Here is a 20,489-nt window from a genome sequence, read left to right on the forward strand (position 1 = left end):
TGTTCGGGATGTGCGGCAGAGTGAAAATGTCTGCCCGATTCGGGGTAAAGCTAAAATTCTAAACGAAACGGATGGTTGCGACAATGCTTGATGCGCGTTGGTTATATGCCGTCTGAAGGGCTTCAGACGGCATCGTGGGGCGGGCGGCGGCTTACGGCGGCATATCGGCAAGGGAAATCAGGGAAATCGAGGCTGCCAGCCTGAGCGCGTCCCGTCCCCAGCGGGGGTGTTCCAGCCTGCGTATCGGGAGGATCGGTTTGACGGTGGCGGCAATCAGCTTTTGTATTTCGGCAGGCTGATCTGACAATACGCCGCCCCATTTTTCCGCAGCCGCTTCCAGCAGTCCGCCGTTTTTCAATATCAGCGCGGTCGAATGAATGTAGCAGAGCCAATCGCGGGCTTGGCATTGCGCTATGGTCAGGACCTCGGAAGGGTCGTCTTCAAAATCCAAAAAGCTGATGTTTTTTCCGTCCGACATCATATTTCGTGCAAACGCCTGACTGAGGAACTGCTGTTTTTTATGCACGCGTGCAATGGCTTCCAAACCGGCAAGCCAAGCGTCCGCCTTTCCGGCTTCGGCTTCTTGGCGGATTTGCGTATCGAGCGGGATACCTTCCAAATTTCCGAACATAAGGGCATTTTTCCTGACGGCGAGCAATTCGGGAACGGCTATCCCCGCCGCGCGCAATTCGTACAGGCGTTTTGATTCGGTTGCAATGGCAGGCTCGCCGCCGAGGCTGGGAACCGGCTTCAACACCCCCAGTTTCAAATATCGGGCAACCATACCGAGCAGCGCGTAACGCCATCGCGCATTGTGCCTGCCTGCTTTGCGTATCCATACCTTGGTTCCGTCGGCAAGCAGGTGGGGGGCGATGGCTGCCTCCTGTTTTGCCGCCAGTTCGTCCAGCAGTATGGAAAAATGGGTTTCCTGCATAGGTACGGTCATTTTCTTTCAATCTTAAGTTCGGACGGAATGCCGCCCATACGGAACATCAGGCAAGGGTTTGTTCGATGATGCCTTTTACCGCATCCGCACTGTTCGGCACGGTTTGCACGCGTTGCGGCAGGTTTTCCAAACCTTCCAGCGCGGCAGGGCGCGGAATGGCGACATCGCCGACGGCTTCGCGTATGGTCGCATCGAATTTCGCCGCCAACGCGGTTTCCAAACAAACCACCGTTTCACCTTCTTCGCGCACTTCGCGGGCGACTTTTACGCCGTCGGCAGTGTGCGGGTCGATGAGTTCTTGGTCTTGCTCATAAACCTGTCTGATGGTGGCGAGGCGGTCGGGGTGGGTGGATTTGCCGGAGGTAAAACCGTATTTGCCACCGACTTTTTCTAAAGCAAACCGCAGGTCAAAGCCTTTGCCCGCCGCTACTTCCGCCCACAGCGTATTGATTTCCTGAGGATCGCGATCCATCAGGTCGAACACGAAACGCTCGAAGTTGGACGCTTTGGAAATGTCCATCGACGGGCTGGAGGTAACATAAGTATGCGCGCTGTTGCGCGGGCGGTATGCACCGGTTTTGAAAAACTCGTCCAACACATCGTTTTCATTGGTCGCGACAATCAGGCGGCGGATAGGCAAACCCATCTGTTTGGCGATGTGTCCCGCGCAAACGTTGCCGAAGTTGCCGCTCGGCACGCAGAAGCTGACTTGCTCGTCATTGCTTTGCGTCGCTTTGAAATAGCCTGCAAAGTAATAAACCACTTGCGCGACGATGCGTCCCCAGTTGATCGAATTGACCGTACCGATATGGTATTTTTCCTTGAACGCGGCATCGTTTTGCACCGCCTTCACAATGTCCTGACAGTCGTCAAACATTCCCTTCACGGCGATATTGTGGATATTCTCGTCTTGCAGGCTGTACATTTGCGCGCGTTGGAACGCGCTCATTTTACCGTCGGGCGACAACATAAATACGTTCACGCCTTTTTTGCCGCGCAAGGCATATTCCGCAGCCGAACCCGTATCGCCGCTGGTTGCGCCCAAGATATTGAGTTTTTTGCCTTCTTTGTTTAAAACATATTCAAACGCATTGCCCAAAAACTGCATCGCCATGTCTTTGAATGCCAAAGTGGGGCCGTTGGATAAGGCTTGGATTTTGATGCCGTCTGAAAGCGTGCGGACGGGGGTGATTTCCTTAGTACCGAACGCCGCTTCCGTGTAAGTACGGTTCAGAATGTCGCGCAAATCGTCTTCCGGAATATCCGTAACAAACAGGCGCATGATTTCAAACGCCAATTCGGGATAAGACAAACCGCGCCATTTGTCCAAGGTTTCGCGCCCGATTTGCGGATAATGTTCCGGCAGCATCAGGCCGCCGTCGGGGGCAAGCCCCATCAATAAAACTTCGCTGAACGGTTTGTGTGCGGTTTCGCCGCGCGTGCTGATGTATTTCATGATTTTTCTCGTCTGTCGAAATTGCAGGAAAACGGCTTCAGACGGCATCTGCCTCATGCCGTCTGAAGAAGGTTAGCGGTACAGGTGTTTGAAGCAGGCGGAAACCGTTTTGGCGGTCAGGGCGGCAAGTGCCTGATTGCGCGTGGACGGATCCAGCATCTGCATCACATCGTTGCCGGTCAGCTGGTTGGGTGCTTCTTGGGCGACGCAAGCGCAAATCTTGTTTTCCCATTCCGCCTGTTTTTCGGCACTCATCGCCAGCGCGGTCAAACGCCATTCGCTGCGTTTGTTCAATTCCGCACGGCATTGGCTTTCTACCGCCATTTTGACGATGCTGCCGCCCATACCTGTGCCGCCGTCTAAGCTGCCGAATGTGTTACCGCCCCCGGCGGCGCAGCCGCCGAGTAAGATTGCCACCGGCAAAATAGACAAGGTTTTATTCATCTCAATTCCTTTTCGGTTGAAACCCCGCCTTTTATGGCGATAGAATCTGATTAGCCGCCCCGTTCGGGATAACGCGAAGGGCGGCGTTTTATGCGCCGTTCCGAGTGTTGGAACAAACCGTTTTGAATATCCGGTTGAAGCCCGGCAACATTATACTTCAATCGGGAAAATAAAAAATCCCGCCGCCGTCATTTTGCCTGTTTGCAAAAATGCCGTCTGAAAGCGGTTCAGGCGGCATTTCCGATTTCAGCCTAGCCCAAAGATTTGAAGTGCTCCAAAAACGGCGGGATACCGGGCAGCATCCCGACCGCACCCATCGCCACACACAAGATCAAGAAACCTACTACGGGTATCAATACGCGTCCGGTGAAACCTAATTGCGCGCTGCGCTCTTTGCAGCCGATTAAGCCCAAATTATCCAACAGCATCGTCAACGCCCAGCCGAAAACCGGATTGACCAAGGCGGAAGAGAACACCACGGTGGCGGCGGATTGGGTGGTTTTGCCTTTGCGCGTCATTTCCATGCCCGCTTCCAAAAGCGGTAAGTATACGCCTACGACCAAGGCTACGCTCAATACCGGCTGCCAAATCGCCAAGTCCATCGGATAGCCCCACAACCCGGCGATAATACATAAAACCGCCGTTAAAACCGCACCGCCCGGAATGGGGCGTTTGGCAATCGATGCCGGTACGATATAAGTTCCCCAAGAAGAGGTAAAATTTGCACCCCCTAAAATAGAACCCACTGCTTGACGGACAGAACAACTTGTCATGGTGTCGTCTATATTCATCAATACCTTATCGGTTTTTTCCGGATAGCTGATTTTTTGGAACACTTGATGTCCTAAAAAATCGGGCGACCACATTGCAACAGCCAATACCGCAAATGGAAAGACAACCAAAAAACTTTCTGCCGTCGGCAACCCCAGATGCCAGCCGCTGTTTTCACCCCACCAATAAGCAGGACTCATTGGAGGCAGGCCGGGGGCGGTGTGAAACTCAAACGGCGCACCCAATGCAAATGCCGCCACACCGGCAATCAAGCATCCCAAAGGCACGGCTAACCAGCGTTTTTTCCAATGCTCCAACAAAGCGTACATCACAATCGTTACAATAATGACGGTAAAAGCGATGTAGGGCATATTAAAACCGCCTGCCCACGAAAACAATTTTTTTACCTGCCCCGTCGTGCCGATAAAGCCCAAATAGAGTAATAATCCGCCGCATACGCCGTTGCTTGTCAGCTTCGCCATAATACTGCCGCCGCGAAATAAAGCCATCAGCAGACCTAAAACCGCAATCGAAATGCCGAACGCCAAAGGATGCCCGCCTGCCGACACAACGATGGGAATCATCGGAATCAGCGGCCCGTGCGTACCGGGCAGGTTGGCGCCGGGCAGAAAAAAGCCCGATACCAATAAGATAAACGCGGCGGCGATTAAAAGCTCATAGCGCACATTTTCCAGTACAAAGCTGTCAGGCAGCCCCAAAGGTGCGGCAAACGCCGCCGCCACCGCCCCCACCATCACCACTTTTCCAATCGTTCCCGCCATCGCAGGAATCAAATCCTCCCACTCGAAGCGGTAATCGCGAAAGGGCAGGTTGGGCCGCCAGCGTTTTGGTTGCATAATCTGCAATTCATGTTCCAAATATTCGTCCCGCGTCGCAAATTCCGAAGCTGGACGGTGCAAATCCCGATAAGTCCCATTATGTTTTTCCATAACCTTCCTCCTTATATATCGCGCCTCGTAAAAGGGGCGCATGACTTTTCTTTTTGATACGGGCTGCGTTCGGAAGCCGTAACCCCATTTAAAGCCCAAACAGGCAACAAAACCAATCTTTTTTTTTGATAACCATCATCCGGAAAACTGATACAATTTACAAACCACTTGATTAAAAAGTTAATTTTCAGCAACAATCCACCTAAAAGATTTCGATTGCACAAATATAGAAAACATCCGCACAAGGAGGGATATATGGATGCCGTACAATTAAAATCATTTGTCGCCGTCGCGCACGAGGGCAACCTTACCCAAGCCGCCAAACGACTTTTCCTTTCCCAGCCTGCCGTTTCTGCCCAAATTAAAGCCCTTGAAGAATATGTCGGCACGCCGCTGTTCAGGCGCACGGGGAAAGGCATGGTATTGACGCGGGCGGGCGAAATACTGTTGCCCGAAGCGGAATCCCTGCTGCAATACAAACACAAGCTGGAGCATTTTGCCAAAACGCTGGCAGGCGATTATTCGGAAGAGACCAGTTTGGGCATTATCCACCCCATCGATTCGGCAAAGCTCGTCGCGCTGACGGACAATATCGGTCAAACAGCCCCCAAAACGCGCCTGCACATCCAATACGGAATGAGCGGAGAAATCCTCTCGCGCATCCAACACAAAACCCTGCACGGCGGCTTTATACTCGGCAACGCCGCCCAACGCGGCATCCGCAGCGTATTCCTGCAAAACCTGACCTACGCGCTGATTTGCCCGCAAAGCCAATATCCCCATCTGACCCGCTCCCTTCCGCAGAGCCTGCAAGAATGCGTATGGATAGAAATGTCGGGCGTGTCCGGAAGTAGGAAGCACCTGCACCAGTTTTGGCGCAGCAACCGGCTCTCACCCAAAAAACAGATCTTGTGCGACTACCCCCAAACCATTATCGATTTGGTTGCAGGCGGTATAGGTGTGGCAATGGTGCCGGGAAACAAAGCCGAAGCGGCGGCAAAAGAAGGCGCGGGCGTGGCTATTATCGAATCGTGCCGCCACAGTATGCCGCTCAATTTCATTTATGCGGAAGAATACGAGGATAATCCCCACGTCTCACTCCTGCTCGAGTGCATTGAAAAAGTATGGGGAGTGCAGGCGGTGCAGCCGCCCGTTGTCTCGGACAACTGAAATAAATCCTGCTTTGCTGATTGTTTTAAAATAGAAATTTGAATTTTATCACGCTGAAAACACTGAAAACGCCATCCGCATTCTTTCAAATACAGCTTAAAATGCCCTTTGGAAATGCCGTTATAGTGGATTAACAAAAATCAGGACAAGGCGACGAAGCCGCAGACAGTACAGATAGTACGGAACCGATTCACTTGGTGCTTCAGCACCTTAGAGAATCGTTCTCTTTGAGCTAAGGCGAGGCAACCCCGTACTGGTTTTTGTTAATCCACTATAAACTGACGCAAATGCCGTTTTGTACAATTCCAAAAGTTTTCAATTCCGTTAATGCGATTTTGCCGTTTGGCGAAATGCGTACTGTTCCAGTCGTGGATTGAACCCCCACCCTGTATAGTTCTTTCGAAGCATTGGGGTATTGTTTTTTCAAAGCATCGATTAAAGCCGTATTGGTGTCCGGATTTTTAACCTGGACAATATTGTCCCCTTCGGCTTCAAGCGTTGCTTTTGCAGAATGCGACGCGATAATGCCTTTTACGGAGGCGTGGTTTTTTACATTTAAATCAACTTCATTATTTCCCTTGACGGCTTTGAGTTTGATGGTGCTGATGCCATCAAGGGAAGGTTGGGTAAGGTCGCTTGATTGATTATTGATGAAAATGCCCGTCGTGTGTCCGGAATAGGGGGAGTTGGACTGGAGACCATTTACGCCCAATCCCAAGCCCTTGCCCTCAGTGGCGATGGATATTTTATTGTTATTCCCCGTTAATACGGTATTGGATTTAAAAGCCGTTTCAATGCCCCTTAAAAAACTTGTACTCTCAACATTTCCTGTCGGCATAGGGTCGGCGAGTTCCCCTTTAATCGCAACCACATTATCGCTGTCTTCGGCAGTCAGATGAACATCGGTATTGTTGAGGTTGTGAATACCGAAATGGTGTGTGTCTTTATGAACGTTAACGTTCATATTGAACAAATTGCCTGTTTTTGAATGAAAGGATATGCTGCCTTTGTCATTTTCATCGGGGGGGCTGATAGTGTTGACATACCGCACTAAGGCACTATTGTTTGTCGGTATTTTTTTCCACTGGCTACATCTTGTACCCCATCACCATCGGAAACATTCAAATTAAATTGAATTTTTCCTTTGGCATCCAAATGGATATTTCCGGAATGGGGCTTCACGTCAACAGATTGGAGATTATTTTTAAATAGAATATCATTATTGCTTTTCACCGATAATTCAGGCGTATATCCTAATTGCGGGTCTGCAAAAGATTGGATGCCGTAAATTCCATTTACCGTTAAATTTCCATTATCATTTTTACCAGTGGTAATAAGTTCTAATTTTCTAAAGTTTTCACCTTTTTTCCACCAAGGCACAATATAGTTTTTTACAGTGATTTTTTCATCTTTAAGGGTTATAAGACTATCATCGTCTTTTTGCGGATCAGAAAATAAAGACACCCATTCCATCTCTTGAATATTAGTATATTCATGGGCTTCCGCCTCAAAACATAATGCCGATTGAATCAACAAAGCAATGGTAGATAAAGCAAATTTTCTATTTTAGTCTCCTTAATGTTTAATTGAAACGCTGATTTGGGTATTGTCATGCCGGTGCGGAATCGGTCTCCGTGCCGGATATATTGTGTGAAGTCTCTCGTCTTTTCCAGTATGCGCCTAATATCGGCTTAAGGCAAACGGAGGGGCGGAATCCGTATGCGGCACGCCGCCGTTCCCTGCCGTATAATCATATTGTTTGAAAACCTGTTGACGGAGCCGTTATGACCGATTTGTTTGCCCGAGAACCCGACGCGCCGCTTGCCGAACGATTGCGTCCGCATACGCTTGACGACGTGGTGGGGCAGGAACACCTCATCGGCGAAGGTAAACCTTTGCGCGTGGCGGTAGAAGGCGGCAAGCCGCATTCTATGTTGCTGTGGGGGCCGCCGGGCGTGGGCAAGACGACGTTGGCGCGGATTTTGGCGCAGAGTTTCAACGCCCAGTTTTTGCCTGTTTCCGCCGTATTTTCCGGCGTGAAGGACATCCGCGAGGCAATCGATAAAGCCGAAATCGCTTTGCAGCAGGGACGCGCGACGATTTTGTTTGTCGATGAAGTCCACCGCTTCAACAAGGCGCAGCAGGACGCGTTTTTGCCGCATGTCGAAAGCGGTTTGCTAACCTTTATTGGTGCGACGACGGAAAATCCGTCGTTTGAAGTCAATCCCGCGCTGTTGAGCCGCGCTCAGGTGTATGTTTTGCAACCCTTGTCTTCAGACGACCTGAAAAAGCTGATTGCCAAGGTATTGGCTTTGCCTGAATACCAAGAGTTTACGATTGAAACGGATGCGCAAAAATTACTCGTGAATACCGTCGACGGTGATGCGCGCAGATTGTTGAATTTGTTGGAACAACTTTTACGCGCCGCCGATACACGTCGTCTGAAAAACTTAACCGCCGAATTTCTCGCCGACAGTCTCGGGGCGCAAATCCGCCGTTTCGACAAAGGCGGCGAGAGTTTCTACAACCAAATCTCCGCCCTGCACAAATCCGTGCGCGGTTCGCATCCGAACGCCGCGCTGTATTGGTTCTGCCGTATGCTCGACGGCGGCACCGACCCGCGCTACCTCGCCCGCCGCATCGTGCGTATCGCTTGGGAAGACATCGGGCTTGCCGACCCGCGCGCCTTGCAAATCGCCAACGATGCCGCCGCCACCTTCGAACGCTTAGGCTCGCCCGAAGGCGAACTGGCTTTGGCGCAAGCGGTATTGTATCTTGCCGCCGCCGCGAAATCCAACGCGGGCTACAAGGCATACAACCAAATGCGCCACTTCGTCAAAGAAAACGCCAGCGACGAAGTGCCCGTCCACCTGCGCAACGCCCCGACCAAGCTGATGAAGGAATTGGGCTACGGACGCGAATACCGCTACGCCCACGACGAACCGAACGCCTACGCCGCCGGCGAAAGCTATATGCCCGACGGCCTGGACGAACCCGATTTCTACCAACCCGTCCCGCGCGGACTGGAAATCAAAATCGGCGAAAAGCTGGCGTGGTTGAAATCGCTGGACGAAGAAGTATTAAAGGCAAAATGAAGCGATGCCGTCTGAAGCAGAACAGTATGGCAAAGCCGGTACACCAAAAAGGCGTATCGGCTTTTTTCAGGTCTTATCCTGTTTATCGATAAAGCCAATAAAGACAAGGTGGTATAGTGGATTAACAAAAACCAGTACGGCGTTGCCTCGCCTTAGCTCAAAGAGAACGATTCTCTAAGGTGCTGAAGCACCAAGTGAATCGGTTCCGTACTATTTGTACTGTCTGCGGCTTCGTCGCCTTGTCCTGATTTTTGTTAATCCACTATATTAATCGACGCATCGGGCTTGGGCGAAAAAATTAAAGACGGCAAAAAAACCGTACTTTCCTGCGAAGAAGAACAAAAAATCTGCAATACTTTCACGAACAAACAGGCAGTGGAAGATTTCAGTGTGGTAATCGGCTACGATGAAATCAAAGCGAAGAATCACAGCTTGTCGGCGGGGCAGTATTTCGAGGTAAAGATTGATTATGTGGATATTTCCGCCGACGAATTTGCGCAAAAAATGGCGGGATTTTCAGCGGATTTGGATAAACTTTTCGCCGAATCTGCCGAATTGGAAAAAGAGATTAAGGATAGATTGGCGATGTTGAAATTCAATTCATAAATACCGATGAATGAAACCGGTCAAACTTAAAATGCCGTCTGAAAGCCTTTCAGACGGCATTTTGTTTGGTTTGGAAAATACTTATGCCGAGACCTTTGCAAAATTCCCCAAAATCCCCTAAATTCCCACCAAGACATTTAGGAGATTTTCCATGAGCACCTTCTTTCAACAAACCGCGCAAGCCATGATTGCTAAACACATCGACCGTTTCCCTCTATTGAAGTTGGATCAAGTGATTGATTGGCAGCCGATCGAACAATACCTGAATCGTCAAAAAACCCGTTACCTTCGAGACCACCGCGGCCGTCCTGCCTATCCCCTGCTGTCCATGTTCAAAGCCATCCTGCCCGGACAATGGCACAGCCTCTCCGATCCCGAACTCGAACACAGCCTCATTACCCGCATCGATTTCAACCTGTTTTGCCGTTTTGACGAACTAAGCATCCCCGATTACAGCACCTTATGCCGTTACCGCAACTGGCTGGCGCAAGACGACACCCTGTCCGAATTGCTGGAACTGATTAACCGCCAACTGACCGAAAAAGGCCTAAAAATAGAGAAAGCATCCGCCGTCGTTGACGCCACCATTATTCAAACCGCCGGCAGCAAACAGCGCCAGGCCATAGAAGTCGATGAAGAAGGACAAGTCAGCGGCCAAACCACACCGAGTAAGGACAAAGATGCCCGTTGGATAAAGAAAAACGGCCTCTACAAACTCGGTTACAAACAACATACCCGTACCGATGCGGAAGGCTATATCGAGAAACTGCACATTACCCCCGCCAATGCCCATGAGTGCAAACACCTGCCGCCGTTGTTGGAAGGGGTACCTAGAGGTACGACCGTCTATGCCGACAAAGGCTACGACAGTGCAGAAAACCGGCAACATCTGGAAGAACATCAGTTGCAGGACGGCATTATGCGCAAAGCCTGCCGCAACCGTCCGCTGACGGAAGCGCAAACCAAACGCAACCGGTATTTATCGAAGACCCGTTATGTGGTCGAACAAAGCTTCGGTACGCTGCACCGCAAATTCCGCTATGCGCGGGCAGCCTATTTCGGACTGATTAAAGTGAGTGCGCAAAGCCATCTGAAGGCGATGTGTTTGAACCTGTTGAAAGCCGCCAACAGGCTAAGTGCGCCCGCTGCCGCCTAAAAGGTGCCCCGGATGCCTGATTATCGGGTATCCGGGGAGGATTAAGGGGGTATTTGGGTAAAATTAGGAGGTATTTGGGGCGAAAACAGCCGAAAACCTGTGTTTGGGTTTCGGCTGTCGGGAGGGAAAGGAATTTTGCAAAGGTCTCATGCCGTTCTTTCCCTGAAAGAGAGAATCCAAAAAACCAAAGCCACAGGAATTTATCGGAAATGACAAAAACCCGACGAACCGGATTCCCGCCTGCGCGGGAATGACGAATTAGAAGTTACCCGAAATTTGCAAAAACAAAATCCAACCCAACAGACCGGGTTTTCGTTTGCACGGAAATAATGCAATAAATAAAGCAAATATAAAGTATTTGAATTTACTATATTATTTTTCCGCTTCTTCAAAGCCGACGACTTCCAAACCGAAGCCGGTCAGGCCGGTGAAAGATGAGGGCTGCCCGAGGACGCGCAGTTTTTTGACGTTGAGGCCGACGAGGATTTGTGCGCCGATGCCGTAGCTTTTGCTGTCCCATTTGTAGGCTTGGTTTGCACCTTTGGGCAGGGTGCGGTCGAGCAGGGATGCGCCGTCTTCGGCGCGGTGTAAGAGGATGACGACGCCGCTTTCGGCTTGTTGGATGCGCTCAAGGGCTTTGGGCAGCGACCATGAATGGCGCGGATTGGCTTGGATGAAGTCCATCACGCTGAAGGGTTCGTGGACGCGGACGAGGGTTTCGGTGTCGGCGGCGGGCGTGCCTTTGACGAGGGCGAGGTGGGTTTCGCCGGAGAGTTTGTCGACGTAAACGTGTTGTTGGAACTCGCCCCACGGGGTTTGTACAGGCGCATTGCCCATGTCTTCAAGCAGGCTTTCGGTACGGCTGCGGTATTCGATGAGGTCGGCAATCGTGCCGATTTTGAGCTTGTGTTCTTCGGCGAATTTCATCAGTTCGGGCATACGCGCCATCGTGCCGTCGTCGTTGATGATTTCACAGATGACGGCGGCAGGAATCAGCCCGTTCATTTGCGCCAAGTCGACGCCGGCTTCGGTGTGTCCGGCGCGGACGAGTACGCCGCCTTTTTGGGCGCGAAGCGGGAAGATATGACCGGGTTGGACGATGTCTGCGGGTTTGGCGGTCGGGGAAACGGCGGTTTGAATAGTCAGGGCGCGGTCGGCGGCGGAAATGCCGGTGGTAATGCCGTGTGCGGCTTCGATGGAGACGGTAAAGTTGGTGCCGTATTGTGCGCCGTTTTTTTGGGTCATCATCGGCAGCCCGAGTTTTTCGACCATTTCACCGTCCATCGGCAGGCAGACCAGGCCGCGCGCGTTTTTAATCATAAAGTTGATGGCTTCGGGCGTGACGAATTGCGCCGCCATCAGCAGGTCGCCTTCGTTTTCGCGGTCTTCGGCATCGGTGATGATGACCATTTTGCCGGCTTTGATGTCGGCCAGGATTTCGGGAATGGGGGAGATGTGGGACATAGTGCGCCTTTCTTGATGGTCGGTTTGTGCGGCGGGGTTTGCCCGATCCAGCCACATAGCGGGCATTTTTGCAGCCTGTTCGATTTTACGGGCTTTTTTCTCGCCGAAGGATTTGTTTTTCAAAAGGGCGGAGAGTTCGCCTGTGTTGAGGGCAACGGCTTCGGCAAAACGGGTTTGCAAACCGCCGTAGTATTTTTCTATCCACTGCCGCAGGTTGCGGCGGCGCAGGTCGGCTGTGTCGGTCATCGTTTCATCCTTTGTAGAAATCGGATGTAGCGGATTGTAAGCGCGTATTTACCAAAAAGCAAATCTGTTTTTTTCGCCAAACCGAATTATTTGCTTTTTGGTAAACAGATGCCGTCTGAAGCCGGATTCGTGGCTTCAGACGGCATTGCCGCAATCCCCGCCGGCGGGGCGGCTGTTTCTTCCCGCCCGCTTCCGATTCGGGGTTTGCCGGAAGCTTATTCCGAAAAAAATTTCTGATAAACGGCCTTGATTGCCGGGTACAGCATAGGCGGTACGAGCAGGCGCAATATCGGCAATCCTATGATGAATGCGGTCTTCCCGATAAAAACCGGACGGATTGCCTTCGCGCCGAATATCTTTCTGCATTTTTCTTTAAATGAAAAATATTTCCGGTAGATGAGGATAATGTTTTTGGAAAAATAAAGCCTTACCAATATAGACCTCAGATAGCCGATATTGTCGAAGACAAATTTTTGCAAACCGCCGTAGATGGGGGAATTTTTGTTTTCGACTAAAAAATCCACACCCCGGTCGAGATGCGTCAGCACATCGCTGAAATTTTTGTATTTGATGTTGTGGCTGATAGAGCCGCCGAGAACGCGGTACTGGTAAAAAGGGTTATCGTAAAAGGCAAAAGTCTTGATAAAACGCGCCAATTGCAAACTGTACGGGAAATCCTCGTGAATGTATCCTTTTGGGAAAAACAGATTGTTTTTGATGATTATTTCCCGCCTGACGATTTTTGTCCACGCGTTGGCGATATAGTACCGCCCCTCCACCAACGTTTCAAAATGGCGGACAAAATCATTATCCGAAAAGTCCGCCCTTTTGGGGATGTCGCGGTAATTGAAGGACGAGGGATGCAGGATCAAATCAACCTTTTTGTCTGCAAGTTGTTGTAAATCAAAGAGAATCCCCCCGCGTTTTTTGAACGGTTGGTATCGGCCCAATAGTCGTCGCTGTCCAAAAAGATTAGGTAATCGCCTTTTGCCGCCCGGATACCGGCGTTGCGGGCATCCGACAGCCCGCCGTTTTCTTGATGAATCACTTTTATATGCGGATATTTGCCTGCATATTCGTCGCAAATCTTCCCGCAGCCGTCCGGCGAACCGTCATCGACCAAAATCATTTCATAATCGGCAAAATTTTCGGCAAGCACGGAATCCACGCAGCAGCGGAGGTATTTTTCCACATTGTAAATAGGGACGATGATGGAGAAAATCATAAATATCAATCCATTATATTAAGATGTTTGCGCGTATGCCTCAAACCCGCGCTCGCAATGCGTTTGCATCCACTATAAAACTTATTGCTTTATCAAGGTATGGAAACCTGTTTCCCGAAAGGCGGCGCAGGATGCCCGTTCCCTGCAACTTTGCCTTATTCCGACATCAGATGTCCCAGCTTGTCTGCTTTGGTTTGGAGGTAGCGTTTGTTTTCAAGGTTTTCCCCGACGTGCAGGGGGATGCGTTCGACCACGTTAATCCCGGCATCTTTCAGGGTTTGGATTTTTTCGGGGTTGTTGGTCAGCAGTTTGACCGAGCGGATGCCCAGATATTCGTAGATAGATTGCGCCAAACGGAAATCGCGGGCATCGACGGGCAGCCCGAGTGCCAAATTGGCTTCAACCGTATCCATACCTTGGTCTTGCAGATGATAGGCGCGGATTTTGTTAATCAGCCCGATGCCGCGTCCTTCCTGACGCAGATAGACGATGATGCCGCGCCCCTCTGTCTGTACCGCCCTCATGGCCGCTTCAAGTTGAGGTCCGCAGTCGCATTTTCTCGAGAACAGCGCATCGCCCGTCAGGCATTCGGAGTGGATGCGCGTCAGAACCGGATTGCCGTCTGAAAAATTACCGACGGTCAGCGCGACGTGTTCCTGCCCGTTTGCCTCTTCAAAGCCGTGCATCGTAAATACGCCCCATTCGGTCGGCAGGCGGCAGGATGCCACATGGTTCAACATTTCAGACATCTTCACTCCCATCTTTTCCGGCAGACATACCCAACAGCAGTTTCAAAGGTTCGGACAAAGCCAAGGCAAGAGCCACCCATTCCACCTGTGCTGCCGTACCCGCACACTCTGCGCATTCAAATTCCACATGAACCACGCCCAACACACCGCCACTTTCCGTGCAGACCGGAATGGAAATTTGCGCCGCCGAAGCATGATTGCGTTCTCCCGAAAGCTCCCCCAAATCCAACCAACGGCGTACATCCGAGGCAACATTCATCCAACCGCTTTGCGCCGAACGGCAAGCCAGCGAAACCTTGCCTGCCGCTTCATCCAAATCCCACAGGTTTTCCAAAACCTCGCCCTGTCGGGACAGGCATATCAGTTGGAAAGCCTGGTTTTCAGATGGCATCAAGGCATAAACCGCCGCACTCCGCACGTCTGTCGAGCGTGAAAACACCGAATCCAAAGCCATGAAAAGCCGTTTCAGACCTTCCTCATTCCCGCTGTTTTGCTCCAAATAATCGGCAAGCCTCCAATCCTCATGCTCAAGCCACAAAACCGAACGCTCAATCGAAGCCATCCCCATATCCATCACCGTCTTTGCGGTCAGATACGCCGTCCGTACCTCGTCTGGCGGCAACTTTAAACCTTGGGTCAGCAGAAAATCTTTAATCAAAGCAGCAGGCATACTCAAATTCCGTCAATAAAATAAAACCGCCGGATTCCGATGCCGAGCGGATGAATAGCGGATTTTACCGCTGCAAAGCATAAGCCTCAACTATTACGCCCAAAGCCTTGCGCAATCGGACAAAATCTGTATAATCTCCACCCTTATGCGGATGTGGCGAAATTGGTAGACGCACCAGATTTAGGTTCTGGCGCCGAGAGGTGTGAGAGTTCGAGTCTCTCCGTCCGCACCAATAAAAATATATAAATCATATTGTTAATGCTTATTGGGACAATTCGGTGGCACAAAATATAAGCCGTCTGCTTTTCAGCGGGCGGCTTTTTATCTGCCTATGTGTTTCAACACATAAAACGGCACATAAAAGCACCGCCATTTGTTCCGCACCGAATCGGAAGCGGGTGCTTCCGTCCCGCAATCAGATTTTTCCGGCCCGGATGCCGGGGTTTCAACCGGAAAGAAGAAAATATTGATTTTGATGATGGCATCAAAAAACTCTTCTGCCCGTCCGCCAAAAGAAATGGTTAAGAAAAGTAATGCGTCTTTTGATGGAACGCAATATATAAGGAATTGAGGGAAAGGGCAGGCGGGTTTCTGCCCGTTAATCCTGCGGACGGTCCCGCCAAACCCGACACGCGCGGGCATATGGCGGACTGTTTACAATATTGTCTAAAAATCTGAACCTGCAAACGTGAAATAAGGTAGAATACGCCCCGTTATTTTACCGTCCAATCCCCATTTACCAAGGAAAAACGATGAGTACTTCATTGAGTTACCGCGATGCAGGTGTCGATATCGACGCAGGCGACCAACTGGTCGAAAACATCAAACCGTTTGCCAAACGCACCATGCGTCCGGAAGTATTGGGGGATTTGGGCGGTTTTGGCGCATTGGTCGAAATCGGCAAGAAATATAAAAATCCCGTATTGGTCAGCGGTACGGACGGCGTGGGTACCAAGCTCAAACTTGCCTTTGATTGGGATAAACACGATACGGTGGGCATCGACCTTGTTGCAATGAGTGTCAACGATATTTTGGTTCAAGGAGCAGAACCTCTGTTTTTCTTGGATTATTTCGCCTGCGGCGAATTGGATGTTCCGCGCGCAACCGATGTCATCAAAGGCATTGCACAAGGTTGCGAAGAATCCGGCTGCGCCCTGATTGGCGGGGAAACTGCCGAAATGCCGGGTATGTATCCCGTCGGAGAATACGATTTGGCGGGTTTTGCCGTCGGCGTAGTGGAAAAAGAGAATGTCATTACCGGCCGCAGCATCGGCGCGGGCGATGTGGTATTGGGTTTGGCTTCCAACGGCGCACATTCAAACGGCTATTCCCTTATCCGTAAAATCATCGAACGCGACAATCCCGATTTGGATGCCGAGTTTGATAATGGCAAAACCTTGCGTGAGGCTGTTATTGCGCCGACCCGTCTGTATGTGAAACCGATTCTTGCCGCTTTGGAAAAATTTACCATTAAAGGTATGGCACACATTACCGGCGGCGGCATTACCGAAAACGTGCCGCGCGTGTTGCCTGAAAACACGGTTGCACAAATCGATGCTAAATCGTGGGAATTGCCCAAGCTCTTCCAATGGCTTCAAAAGGCGGGCAATGTGGAAACCCAAGAAATGTACCGAACCTTTAACTGCGGCATCGGCATGGTCGTTATTGTTGCTGCCGAAGATGCCGATGCGGTTCAGGGTCTCTTGGGTGAACAAGGTGAAACAGTTTACCGTTTGGGTTGCATCCGTGAGCGTCAGGGAGACGAGCATCAAACCCAGGTTGCCTGATTGCTTCTATAGCGAAATGCCGTCTCAAACATGGGTTTGGACGGCATTTTTATAGTGGATTAACAAAAATCAGGACAAGGCGACGAAGCCGCAGACAGTACAGATAGTACGGCAAGGCGAGGCAACGCCGTACTGGTTTTTGTTAATCCACTATATATTGATTGATATGAGGGTGGGTTACACATGCTTAAACGATATAAGCCATTGTATATTTATGGGATTCGGAATGGAACATTTTACCCTGCATTAGTATTTCCGCTTTTTATTATGCCGTCTGAAAATATCATGATGATGCGTTTTCAGACGGCATAGCTGATATTGCAGTATCAGATAGGGGCAAACGGAAAACACTGAACCGAACAATATTACTGCTATGCCAAGCGTACTTATGGGGGCATAAACTTACATGCTTGGTCTGTTATCCGAATGACCGTACGGGGATTAAAACCCCTAATATGCCGTCTGAACCCGCCTTATTCCAGCACGGGTTGGGGGACGTTGTGCCGGATGGCGTAAACAGCGGCCTGCACCCGGCTGCTGAGGTTGAGTTTGCGGAGCAGGTTTTGAACGTGGACTTTGACGGTGGATTCGGCAAGATCGAGGTGGCGGGCGATGATTTTGTTGCTGTGTCCTGCGGCGAGATAGCCCAAGATTTCCAGTTCGCGAGGGGTAAGTGAGGAGAGTGCCTGTGTCCCTTGGGCAGGTTGGGGGGAAATCAGGCTTTTAACGAGTTTGGCGGTCATCTCGGGCGAGAATACATTATCGCCTTCGGCGGCCTTGCGTATGCTTTCGAGCAGAAAGTCGGCGTTGATGTTTTTCAGCAGGTAGCCGCGCGCGCCGATGCGCATACATTCGGTCAAGTCGTCGTTGTCTTCGGAAACGGTCAGCATAATCACTGCCTGCTGCGGATTGATGCTGATGATTTGGGAGAGTGCTTCGCGTCCGTTCATACCGGGCATATCAAGGTCAAGCAGGACGACATCGGGTTGCAGCCGGTTGATCATTTTAATGCCCGAGAGGCCGTCTGCGGCTTCGCCGATGACTTCAAAACCGTGTTGGCGCGACAAAAGGGCTTTAATGCCGCTGCGGAAGAGGGTGTGGTCGTCTATCAGGATAATTTTAATAGTCATTTCAAGCTTTCTTCAGATGCACCCGTCAATGAGACGGTGGTTCCCTGTTGGGGTTGGGAATAGATTTTCAATACGGCGCGGATACGTTTGGCCCGCTCCTGCATGATATGCAGTCCGACATGGCTGCCCGATGGTTCTCCAATGTTTTCCGTGTCAAAACCCTGTCCGTTGTCTTGAATGGTCATTGTAAAACTTCCATCCTGTTTGAGCAGTCTGAATTTGATATGGGTGGCGTGGGCATGTTTTCGGATGTTGGACAAGCTTTCTTGCAGGATGAAAATCATTTGGAGCTGCTCGTCCTGTGTAGGCAGGTGCGTGCCGTTTTCCCAAGCGGTTTCGACAGTCGTGCCGGTCTGTTGCGTAAAGCGCGAGAATAGGTCGGCAACGGCTTCGGGAAATTCTTTATTACTGATTTTGGTACGGAAGTTGAGCAGCAGTTCGCGGACATCTTCATAACATTCCTGCACGCCTGTTTTGATGAAGCCGATGTTTTCTGCGGCTTCCTCCCGTTTGTTTTCGGCAAAGGCGGTTTCCAGCATCTGTACCTGTAGGTTTAGGAACGTTAATGCTTGTGCGATGCTGTCATGTAATCCTTGCGCAATCAGGTTGCGTTCCTGCAATACTGCAAGCAGGCGTTTTTCTTCCTCCTGTTTTGCGCCGGCAAGCGATACGCCCAATTGCCTGCCTAGTGTTTGAAGCAGGATGCGGTCGTCTTCATCAAGAGAAATGCCGTTTGGAAAGCTGAGCAACAGCCTGCCCAATGTTTCGTTCTGGTACTCAATGGGGAAGATTTCCTCATGGTACTTCCCCAAATCCGAAGCTGCTGTGCCGCAATCCGCATGATGAATGGAAACATAAACATCGGATCCGCCGTCCAAACAAACTCTGCCGGAATCTGCTCCTACGGCGGGCAGGATACGGTTTAGAAAATGTTCTGCAGCCTGTTGCGGTATGTAGGATTGGTGCAGATCCCGTGTAGTTTGGTACAGCAGGGTCAGGTTTTGATTTTGTTTTTCGAGACTGCGTGTCTGCTCGGCGACTTGTCCTTCCAAATCATCATATAAAATTTTCAACCTGCCGCCCATTTGATTGAAACAACGCCCGACCTGTTTGAATTCCGGCGTACCGCCTTCGGGAACCGGAATATCGAAACACCTCCGTCCGATGCGTTCCGCACCTTCCCTTAACGCCTGCAGCGGCCGGATAACCCAAATCTGGTGCCAAAACAGCATCAGTACAGACGACACCAGCGTCATCAACATAATTGCCCATTGAAAACGCCTGAGCCACCATGTGTTTTTTTCGTTGGCATTTTCCAATGCCTGCAAAAACAGTTCGATGTTTCCGGCAAAGCGGTAGAGATCGACCTGAGTCGGTCGCCGGTAGGACTGGAGCGGGGGGAGGATGTGTGCCTGCCAATCTATAATCAGCATGGATTGTATCAAATCATAAGCAAGAGGGGTGTCCGAAGGAATCAGCGGATGGATGGCATCGCTTTGGGCAATGCGTTTTAAACTTTTTTCAAATTCGGCAACCTGATTGTCAATTTGCGCACGGGGCGAGCCTTCACCCGCCATGTATGCCAGACGGTATGCCTGCATTCTCAAGTTGCCCGCCTCTTCGATGACGGAGGCCGCGTTTTCCAGACGCAAAGAGAGCAGCAGTGTCAAAACGACAGACAATGCCGCCAACCCGACCCACAGTCCGGTCAGGAGTTTCAGGCGCAGGGAAAGGCTGATGCCGTCTGAAAAACGGGCTGGCAGTATCATGCTCGGCGAAAAATTGTTCCAAATAATGCAAACAATATCATTCTTTGGAATTAGATACAACTGCTCAGAAAGAATTGGTTAAGGAAAACTTAATCCGCACCGCTTCAGTGTTAAATCATGTTATGATAAAATTCAGATAATATGAATTTATTTGCCGTCTGCTTCAGACGGCATTTTGAGTCATTGGGAACGGCAGACTGCAATCATGAAAACCTCGAACTTTTCCAAGAGAACATCCGCAATGAAAACTTTTGCCCTGATACTGGCCGACGGTCAGGCGAGCCGTATGGGAGGCGAGGACAAGGGGCTTGCTCTTTTGGGGGGTAAGGCACTGATAGATCATGTCATCGACAGGGTCAGGCCGCAGGTCAGCCATATCGCCATCAGCACCAACCGGAATTTGGAAGAATATGCTCGAAGAAGTCCGCATATTTTTCCGGACGCACGGCAGTGGCAGCATTTCGGCCCGCTTTCGGCATTGTGTACCGCAGCCAACGATTTGCAGTTGGCGACTGCCGACTGGCTTTTGGTTGTGCCGTGCGATATGCCGTATCTGCCGGACGATTTGGTGGCGAGGTTTGAAACCGTGTCGAAACGCACACCGTTGTGCAATGCGTATTATGTGGAAACGCCGATAACGATGCACTACAACATTATGTATATCCGCCCGCAGATTCTGCAAAGCGCGATTCCCTATCTGTTTTCGGGTATGAAAACATTAAGAAGCTGGTTGCAGCAGCAAAGGGCGCGACCGGTCAGATTCGAGTTTGACGGGCATTTTGCCGACTTGAACACGCAAACTGATTTGCAGGAGGGATAAGGGTAAGACCGCCGACCGGCGTGGAAAGGAAAGGT

General features: G+C 50.7%; 20 protein-coding genes, 1 tRNA gene and 2 pseudogenes. 10 read left to right on the forward strand and 13 right to left on the reverse strand.

What is annotated here, in order from left to right:
* Positions 1-151: 151 nt before the first annotated feature.
* From IUJ45_RS00610 to IUJ45_RS00625, 4 genes are all read right to left on the reverse strand, one after another.
* Positions 152-946 carry a BUD32 family EKC/KEOPS complex subunit gene (locus IUJ45_RS00610; protein ID WP_002213458.1) on the reverse strand — a complete coding sequence of 265 codons (795 nt, stop codon included), beginning with the start codon at positions 944-946 and terminating at the stop codon, positions 152-154.
* 46 nt (positions 947-992) lie between these two features.
* Positions 993-2,402, reverse strand: a complete 1,410-nt coding sequence (thrC, locus tag IUJ45_RS00615) for a threonine synthase (RefSeq protein WP_002249372.1) — start codon at positions 2,400-2,402, stop codon at positions 993-995.
* Positions 2,403-2,474: 72 nt separating this feature from the next.
* Positions 2,475-2,846 (reverse strand): hypothetical protein, encoded by a 372-nt coding sequence (locus tag IUJ45_RS00620; RefSeq protein WP_002234916.1) that lies wholly within the window; start codon positions 2,844-2,846, stop codon positions 2,475-2,477.
* Between the two features lie 251 nt (positions 2,847-3,097).
* Positions 3,098-4,567, reverse strand: a complete 1,470-nt coding sequence (locus IUJ45_RS00625) for a DUF3360 family protein (RefSeq protein WP_002237018.1) — start codon at positions 4,565-4,567, stop codon at positions 3,098-3,100.
* 255 nt (positions 4,568-4,822) lie between these two features.
* Between IUJ45_RS00625 and IUJ45_RS00630 the strand changes: the two genes are divergently transcribed.
* On the forward strand, positions 4,823-5,737 hold the full coding sequence (locus tag IUJ45_RS00630; RefSeq protein WP_002213466.1) for a LysR family transcriptional regulator: 915 nt from the start codon (positions 4,823-4,825) through the stop codon (positions 5,735-5,737).
* Here IUJ45_RS00630 and IUJ45_RS00635 read toward each other — a convergent pair.
* The 3 genes and pseudogenes from IUJ45_RS00635 to IUJ45_RS00645 form a co-directional block, all read right to left on the reverse strand.
* Positions 5,722-5,859: pseudogene (locus IUJ45_RS00635) on the reverse strand (IS1595 family transposase); the annotation flags it as partial. The gene IUJ45_RS00630 and the pseudogene IUJ45_RS00635 sit on opposite strands and share 16 nt — an antisense overlap.
* Before the next feature lie 141 nt (positions 5,860-6,000).
* A pseudogene (locus tag IUJ45_RS00640) lies at positions 6,001-6,701 on the reverse strand (autotransporter).
* A gap of 86 nt (positions 6,702-6,787) precedes the next feature.
* Complete coding sequence (locus tag IUJ45_RS00645) at positions 6,788-7,210, reverse strand: hypothetical protein (RefSeq protein WP_002237958.1); 423 nt, start codon at positions 7,208-7,210, stop codon at positions 6,788-6,790.
* A 311-nt stretch (positions 7,211-7,521) separates the two neighbouring features.
* On the opposite strand from IUJ45_RS00645, the gene IUJ45_RS00650 reads away from it, so the two are divergent.
* From IUJ45_RS00650 to IUJ45_RS00660, 3 genes are all read left to right on the forward strand, one after another.
* Positions 7,522-8,832: a replication-associated recombination protein A gene (locus IUJ45_RS00650; RefSeq protein ID WP_002246216.1), complete on the forward strand. Its 1,311-nt coding sequence runs from the start codon at positions 7,522-7,524 to the stop codon at positions 8,830-8,832.
* Between the two features lie 285 nt (positions 8,833-9,117).
* Positions 9,118-9,438, forward strand: a complete 321-nt coding sequence (locus IUJ45_RS00655; RefSeq protein WP_002217125.1) for an N-6 DNA methylase — start codon at positions 9,118-9,120, stop codon at positions 9,436-9,438.
* Positions 9,439-9,589: 151 nt separating this feature from the next.
* A complete protein-coding gene (locus tag IUJ45_RS00660) occupies positions 9,590-10,594 on the forward strand; it encodes an IS5 family transposase (RefSeq protein ID WP_082308601.1) in 1,005 nt (334 codons plus the stop codon).
* Positions 10,595-10,966: 372 nt separating this feature from the next.
* Here the strand turns inward: IUJ45_RS00660 and ribBA are convergent, their stop codons facing one another.
* A complete protein-coding gene (gene ribBA, locus IUJ45_RS00665; RefSeq protein WP_002249369.1) occupies positions 10,967-12,304 on the reverse strand; it encodes a bifunctional 3,4-dihydroxy-2-butanone-4-phosphate synthase/GTP cyclohydrolase II in 1,338 nt (445 codons plus the stop codon).
* A 108-nt stretch (positions 12,305-12,412) separates the two neighbouring features.
* Here ribBA and IUJ45_RS10930 point away from each other — a divergent pair, with 108 nt between their 5' ends.
* Positions 12,413-12,541 (forward strand): hypothetical protein, encoded by a 129-nt coding sequence (locus IUJ45_RS10930; protein ID WP_017628988.1) that lies wholly within the window; start codon positions 12,413-12,415, stop codon positions 12,539-12,541.
* A gap of 299 nt (positions 12,542-12,840) precedes the next feature.
* Positions 12,841-13,206, forward strand: a complete 366-nt coding sequence (locus IUJ45_RS11100; protein ID WP_002253893.1) for a hypothetical protein — start codon at positions 12,841-12,843, stop codon at positions 13,204-13,206.
* Here the strand turns inward: IUJ45_RS11100 and IUJ45_RS00675 are convergent.
* From IUJ45_RS00675 to IUJ45_RS00685, 3 genes are all read right to left on the reverse strand, one after another.
* Complete coding sequence (locus tag IUJ45_RS00675; protein WP_002243536.1) at positions 13,173-13,529, reverse strand: glycosyltransferase family 2 protein; 357 nt, start codon at positions 13,527-13,529, stop codon at positions 13,173-13,175. The two genes, IUJ45_RS11100 and IUJ45_RS00675, sit on opposite strands and share 34 nt — an antisense overlap.
* 155 nt (positions 13,530-13,684) lie before the next feature.
* The gene (gene ribA, locus IUJ45_RS00680) at positions 13,685-14,278 is read right to left on the reverse strand and encodes a GTP cyclohydrolase II (RefSeq protein ID WP_002220947.1); all 594 of its coding nucleotides are present in this window, start codon (positions 14,276-14,278) and stop codon (positions 13,685-13,687) included.
* The gene (locus IUJ45_RS00685; protein ID WP_002246213.1) at positions 14,271-14,948 is read right to left on the reverse strand and encodes a hypothetical protein; all 678 of its coding nucleotides are present in this window, start codon (positions 14,946-14,948) and stop codon (positions 14,271-14,273) included. Before IUJ45_RS00685 ends, ribA begins: the two co-directional genes overlap by 8 nt.
* Positions 14,949-15,095: 147 nt before the next feature.
* Between IUJ45_RS00685 and IUJ45_RS00690 the strand changes: the two genes are divergently transcribed.
* The 3 genes from IUJ45_RS00690 to purM all read left to right on the forward strand — a co-directional run bounded on the left by IUJ45_RS00690 (position 15,096) and on the right by purM (position 16,735).
* Positions 15,096-15,180: transfer RNA gene (locus IUJ45_RS00690), tRNA-Leu, on the forward strand.
* A gap of 141 nt (positions 15,181-15,321) precedes the next feature.
* Positions 15,322-15,519: a hypothetical protein gene (locus tag IUJ45_RS00695; RefSeq protein WP_162470242.1), complete on the forward strand. Its 198-nt coding sequence runs from the start codon at positions 15,322-15,324 to the stop codon at positions 15,517-15,519.
* A 181-nt stretch (positions 15,520-15,700) separates the two neighbouring features.
* On the forward strand, positions 15,701-16,735 hold the full coding sequence (gene purM / locus IUJ45_RS00700; protein WP_002246212.1) for a phosphoribosylformylglycinamidine cyclo-ligase: 1,035 nt from the start codon (positions 15,701-15,703) through the stop codon (positions 16,733-16,735).
* Between the two features lie 473 nt (positions 16,736-17,208).
* Here the strand turns inward: purM and IUJ45_RS00705 are convergent, their stop codons facing one another.
* The gene (locus tag IUJ45_RS00705; protein WP_002232496.1) at positions 17,209-17,865 is read right to left on the reverse strand and encodes a response regulator; all 657 of its coding nucleotides are present in this window, start codon (positions 17,863-17,865) and stop codon (positions 17,209-17,211) included.
* Positions 17,862-19,634: a histidine kinase gene (locus IUJ45_RS00710; protein ID WP_002232495.1), complete on the reverse strand. Its 1,773-nt coding sequence runs from the start codon at positions 19,632-19,634 to the stop codon at positions 17,862-17,864. Before IUJ45_RS00710 ends, IUJ45_RS00705 begins: the two co-directional genes overlap by 4 nt.
* Before the next feature lie 205 nt (positions 19,635-19,839).
* On the opposite strand from IUJ45_RS00710, the gene IUJ45_RS00715 reads away from it, so the two are divergent.
* Positions 19,840-20,454, forward strand: a complete 615-nt coding sequence (locus IUJ45_RS00715; protein ID WP_014580563.1) for a molybdenum cofactor guanylyltransferase — start codon at positions 19,840-19,842, stop codon at positions 20,452-20,454.
* Positions 20,455-20,489: the final 35 nt, after the last annotated feature.

The organism is Neisseria meningitidis, from assembly GCF_022869645.1.
Lineage (GTDB): Bacteria > Pseudomonadota > Gammaproteobacteria > Burkholderiales > Neisseriaceae > Neisseria > Neisseria meningitidis.

Bases quoted from the DNA above. Each gene is read 5' to 3' on its own strand.
- IUJ45_RS00620 (WP_002234916.1), bottom strand. From the start codon at position 2,846: ATGAATAAAACCTTGTCTATTTTGCCGGTGGCAATCTTACTCGGCGGC.
- IUJ45_RS00705 (WP_002232496.1), bottom strand. From the start codon at position 17,865: ATGACTATTAAAATTATCCTGATAGACGACCACACCCTCTTCCGCAGC.
- IUJ45_RS00630 (WP_002213466.1), top strand. From the start codon at position 4,823: ATGGATGCCGTACAATTAAAATCATTTGTCGCCGTCGCGCACGAGGGC.
- purM (WP_002246212.1), top strand. From the start codon at position 15,701: ATGAGTACTTCATTGAGTTACCGCGATGCAGGTGTCGATATCGACGCA.
- ribBA (WP_002249369.1), bottom strand. From the start codon at position 12,304: ATGACCGACACAGCCGACCTGCGCCGCCGCAACCTGCGGCAGTGGATA.
- IUJ45_RS00610 (WP_002213458.1), bottom strand. From the start codon at position 946: ATGACCGTACCTATGCAGGAAACCCATTTTTCCATACTGCTGGACGAA.
- IUJ45_RS00685 (WP_002246213.1), bottom strand. From the start codon at position 14,948: ATGCCTGCTGCTTTGATTAAAGATTTTCTGCTGACCCAAGGTTTAAAG.
- IUJ45_RS00675 (WP_002243536.1), bottom strand. From the start codon at position 13,529: ATGATTTTCTCCATCATCGTCCCTATTTACAATGTGGAAAAATACCTC.
- IUJ45_RS00645 (WP_002237958.1), bottom strand. From the start codon at position 7,210: ATGGAATGGGTGTCTTTATTTTCTGATCCGCAAAAAGACGATGATAGT.
- IUJ45_RS00710 (WP_002232495.1), bottom strand. From the start codon at position 19,634: ATGATACTGCCAGCCCGTTTTTCAGACGGCATCAGCCTTTCCCTGCGC.
- IUJ45_RS00660 (WP_082308601.1), top strand. From the start codon at position 9,590: ATGAGCACCTTCTTTCAACAAACCGCGCAAGCCATGATTGCTAAACAC.
- IUJ45_RS10930 (WP_017628988.1), top strand. From the start codon at position 12,413: ATGCCGTCTGAAGCCGGATTCGTGGCTTCAGACGGCATTGCCGCAATC.
- IUJ45_RS00625 (WP_002237018.1), bottom strand. From the start codon at position 4,567: ATGGAAAAACATAATGGGACTTATCGGGATTTGCACCGTCCAGCTTCG.
- IUJ45_RS11100 (WP_002253893.1), top strand. From the start codon at position 12,841: ATGCGTCAGCACATCGCTGAAATTTTTGTATTTGATGTTGTGGCTGAT.
- ribA (WP_002220947.1), bottom strand. From the start codon at position 14,278: ATGTCTGAAATGTTGAACCATGTGGCATCCTGCCGCCTGCCGACCGAA.
- IUJ45_RS00650 (WP_002246216.1), top strand. From the start codon at position 7,522: ATGACCGATTTGTTTGCCCGAGAACCCGACGCGCCGCTTGCCGAACGA.
- thrC (WP_002249372.1), bottom strand. From the start codon at position 2,402: ATGAAATACATCAGCACGCGCGGCGAAACCGCACACAAACCGTTCAGC.
- IUJ45_RS00715 (WP_014580563.1), top strand. From the start codon at position 19,840: ATGAAAACCTCGAACTTTTCCAAGAGAACATCCGCAATGAAAACTTTT.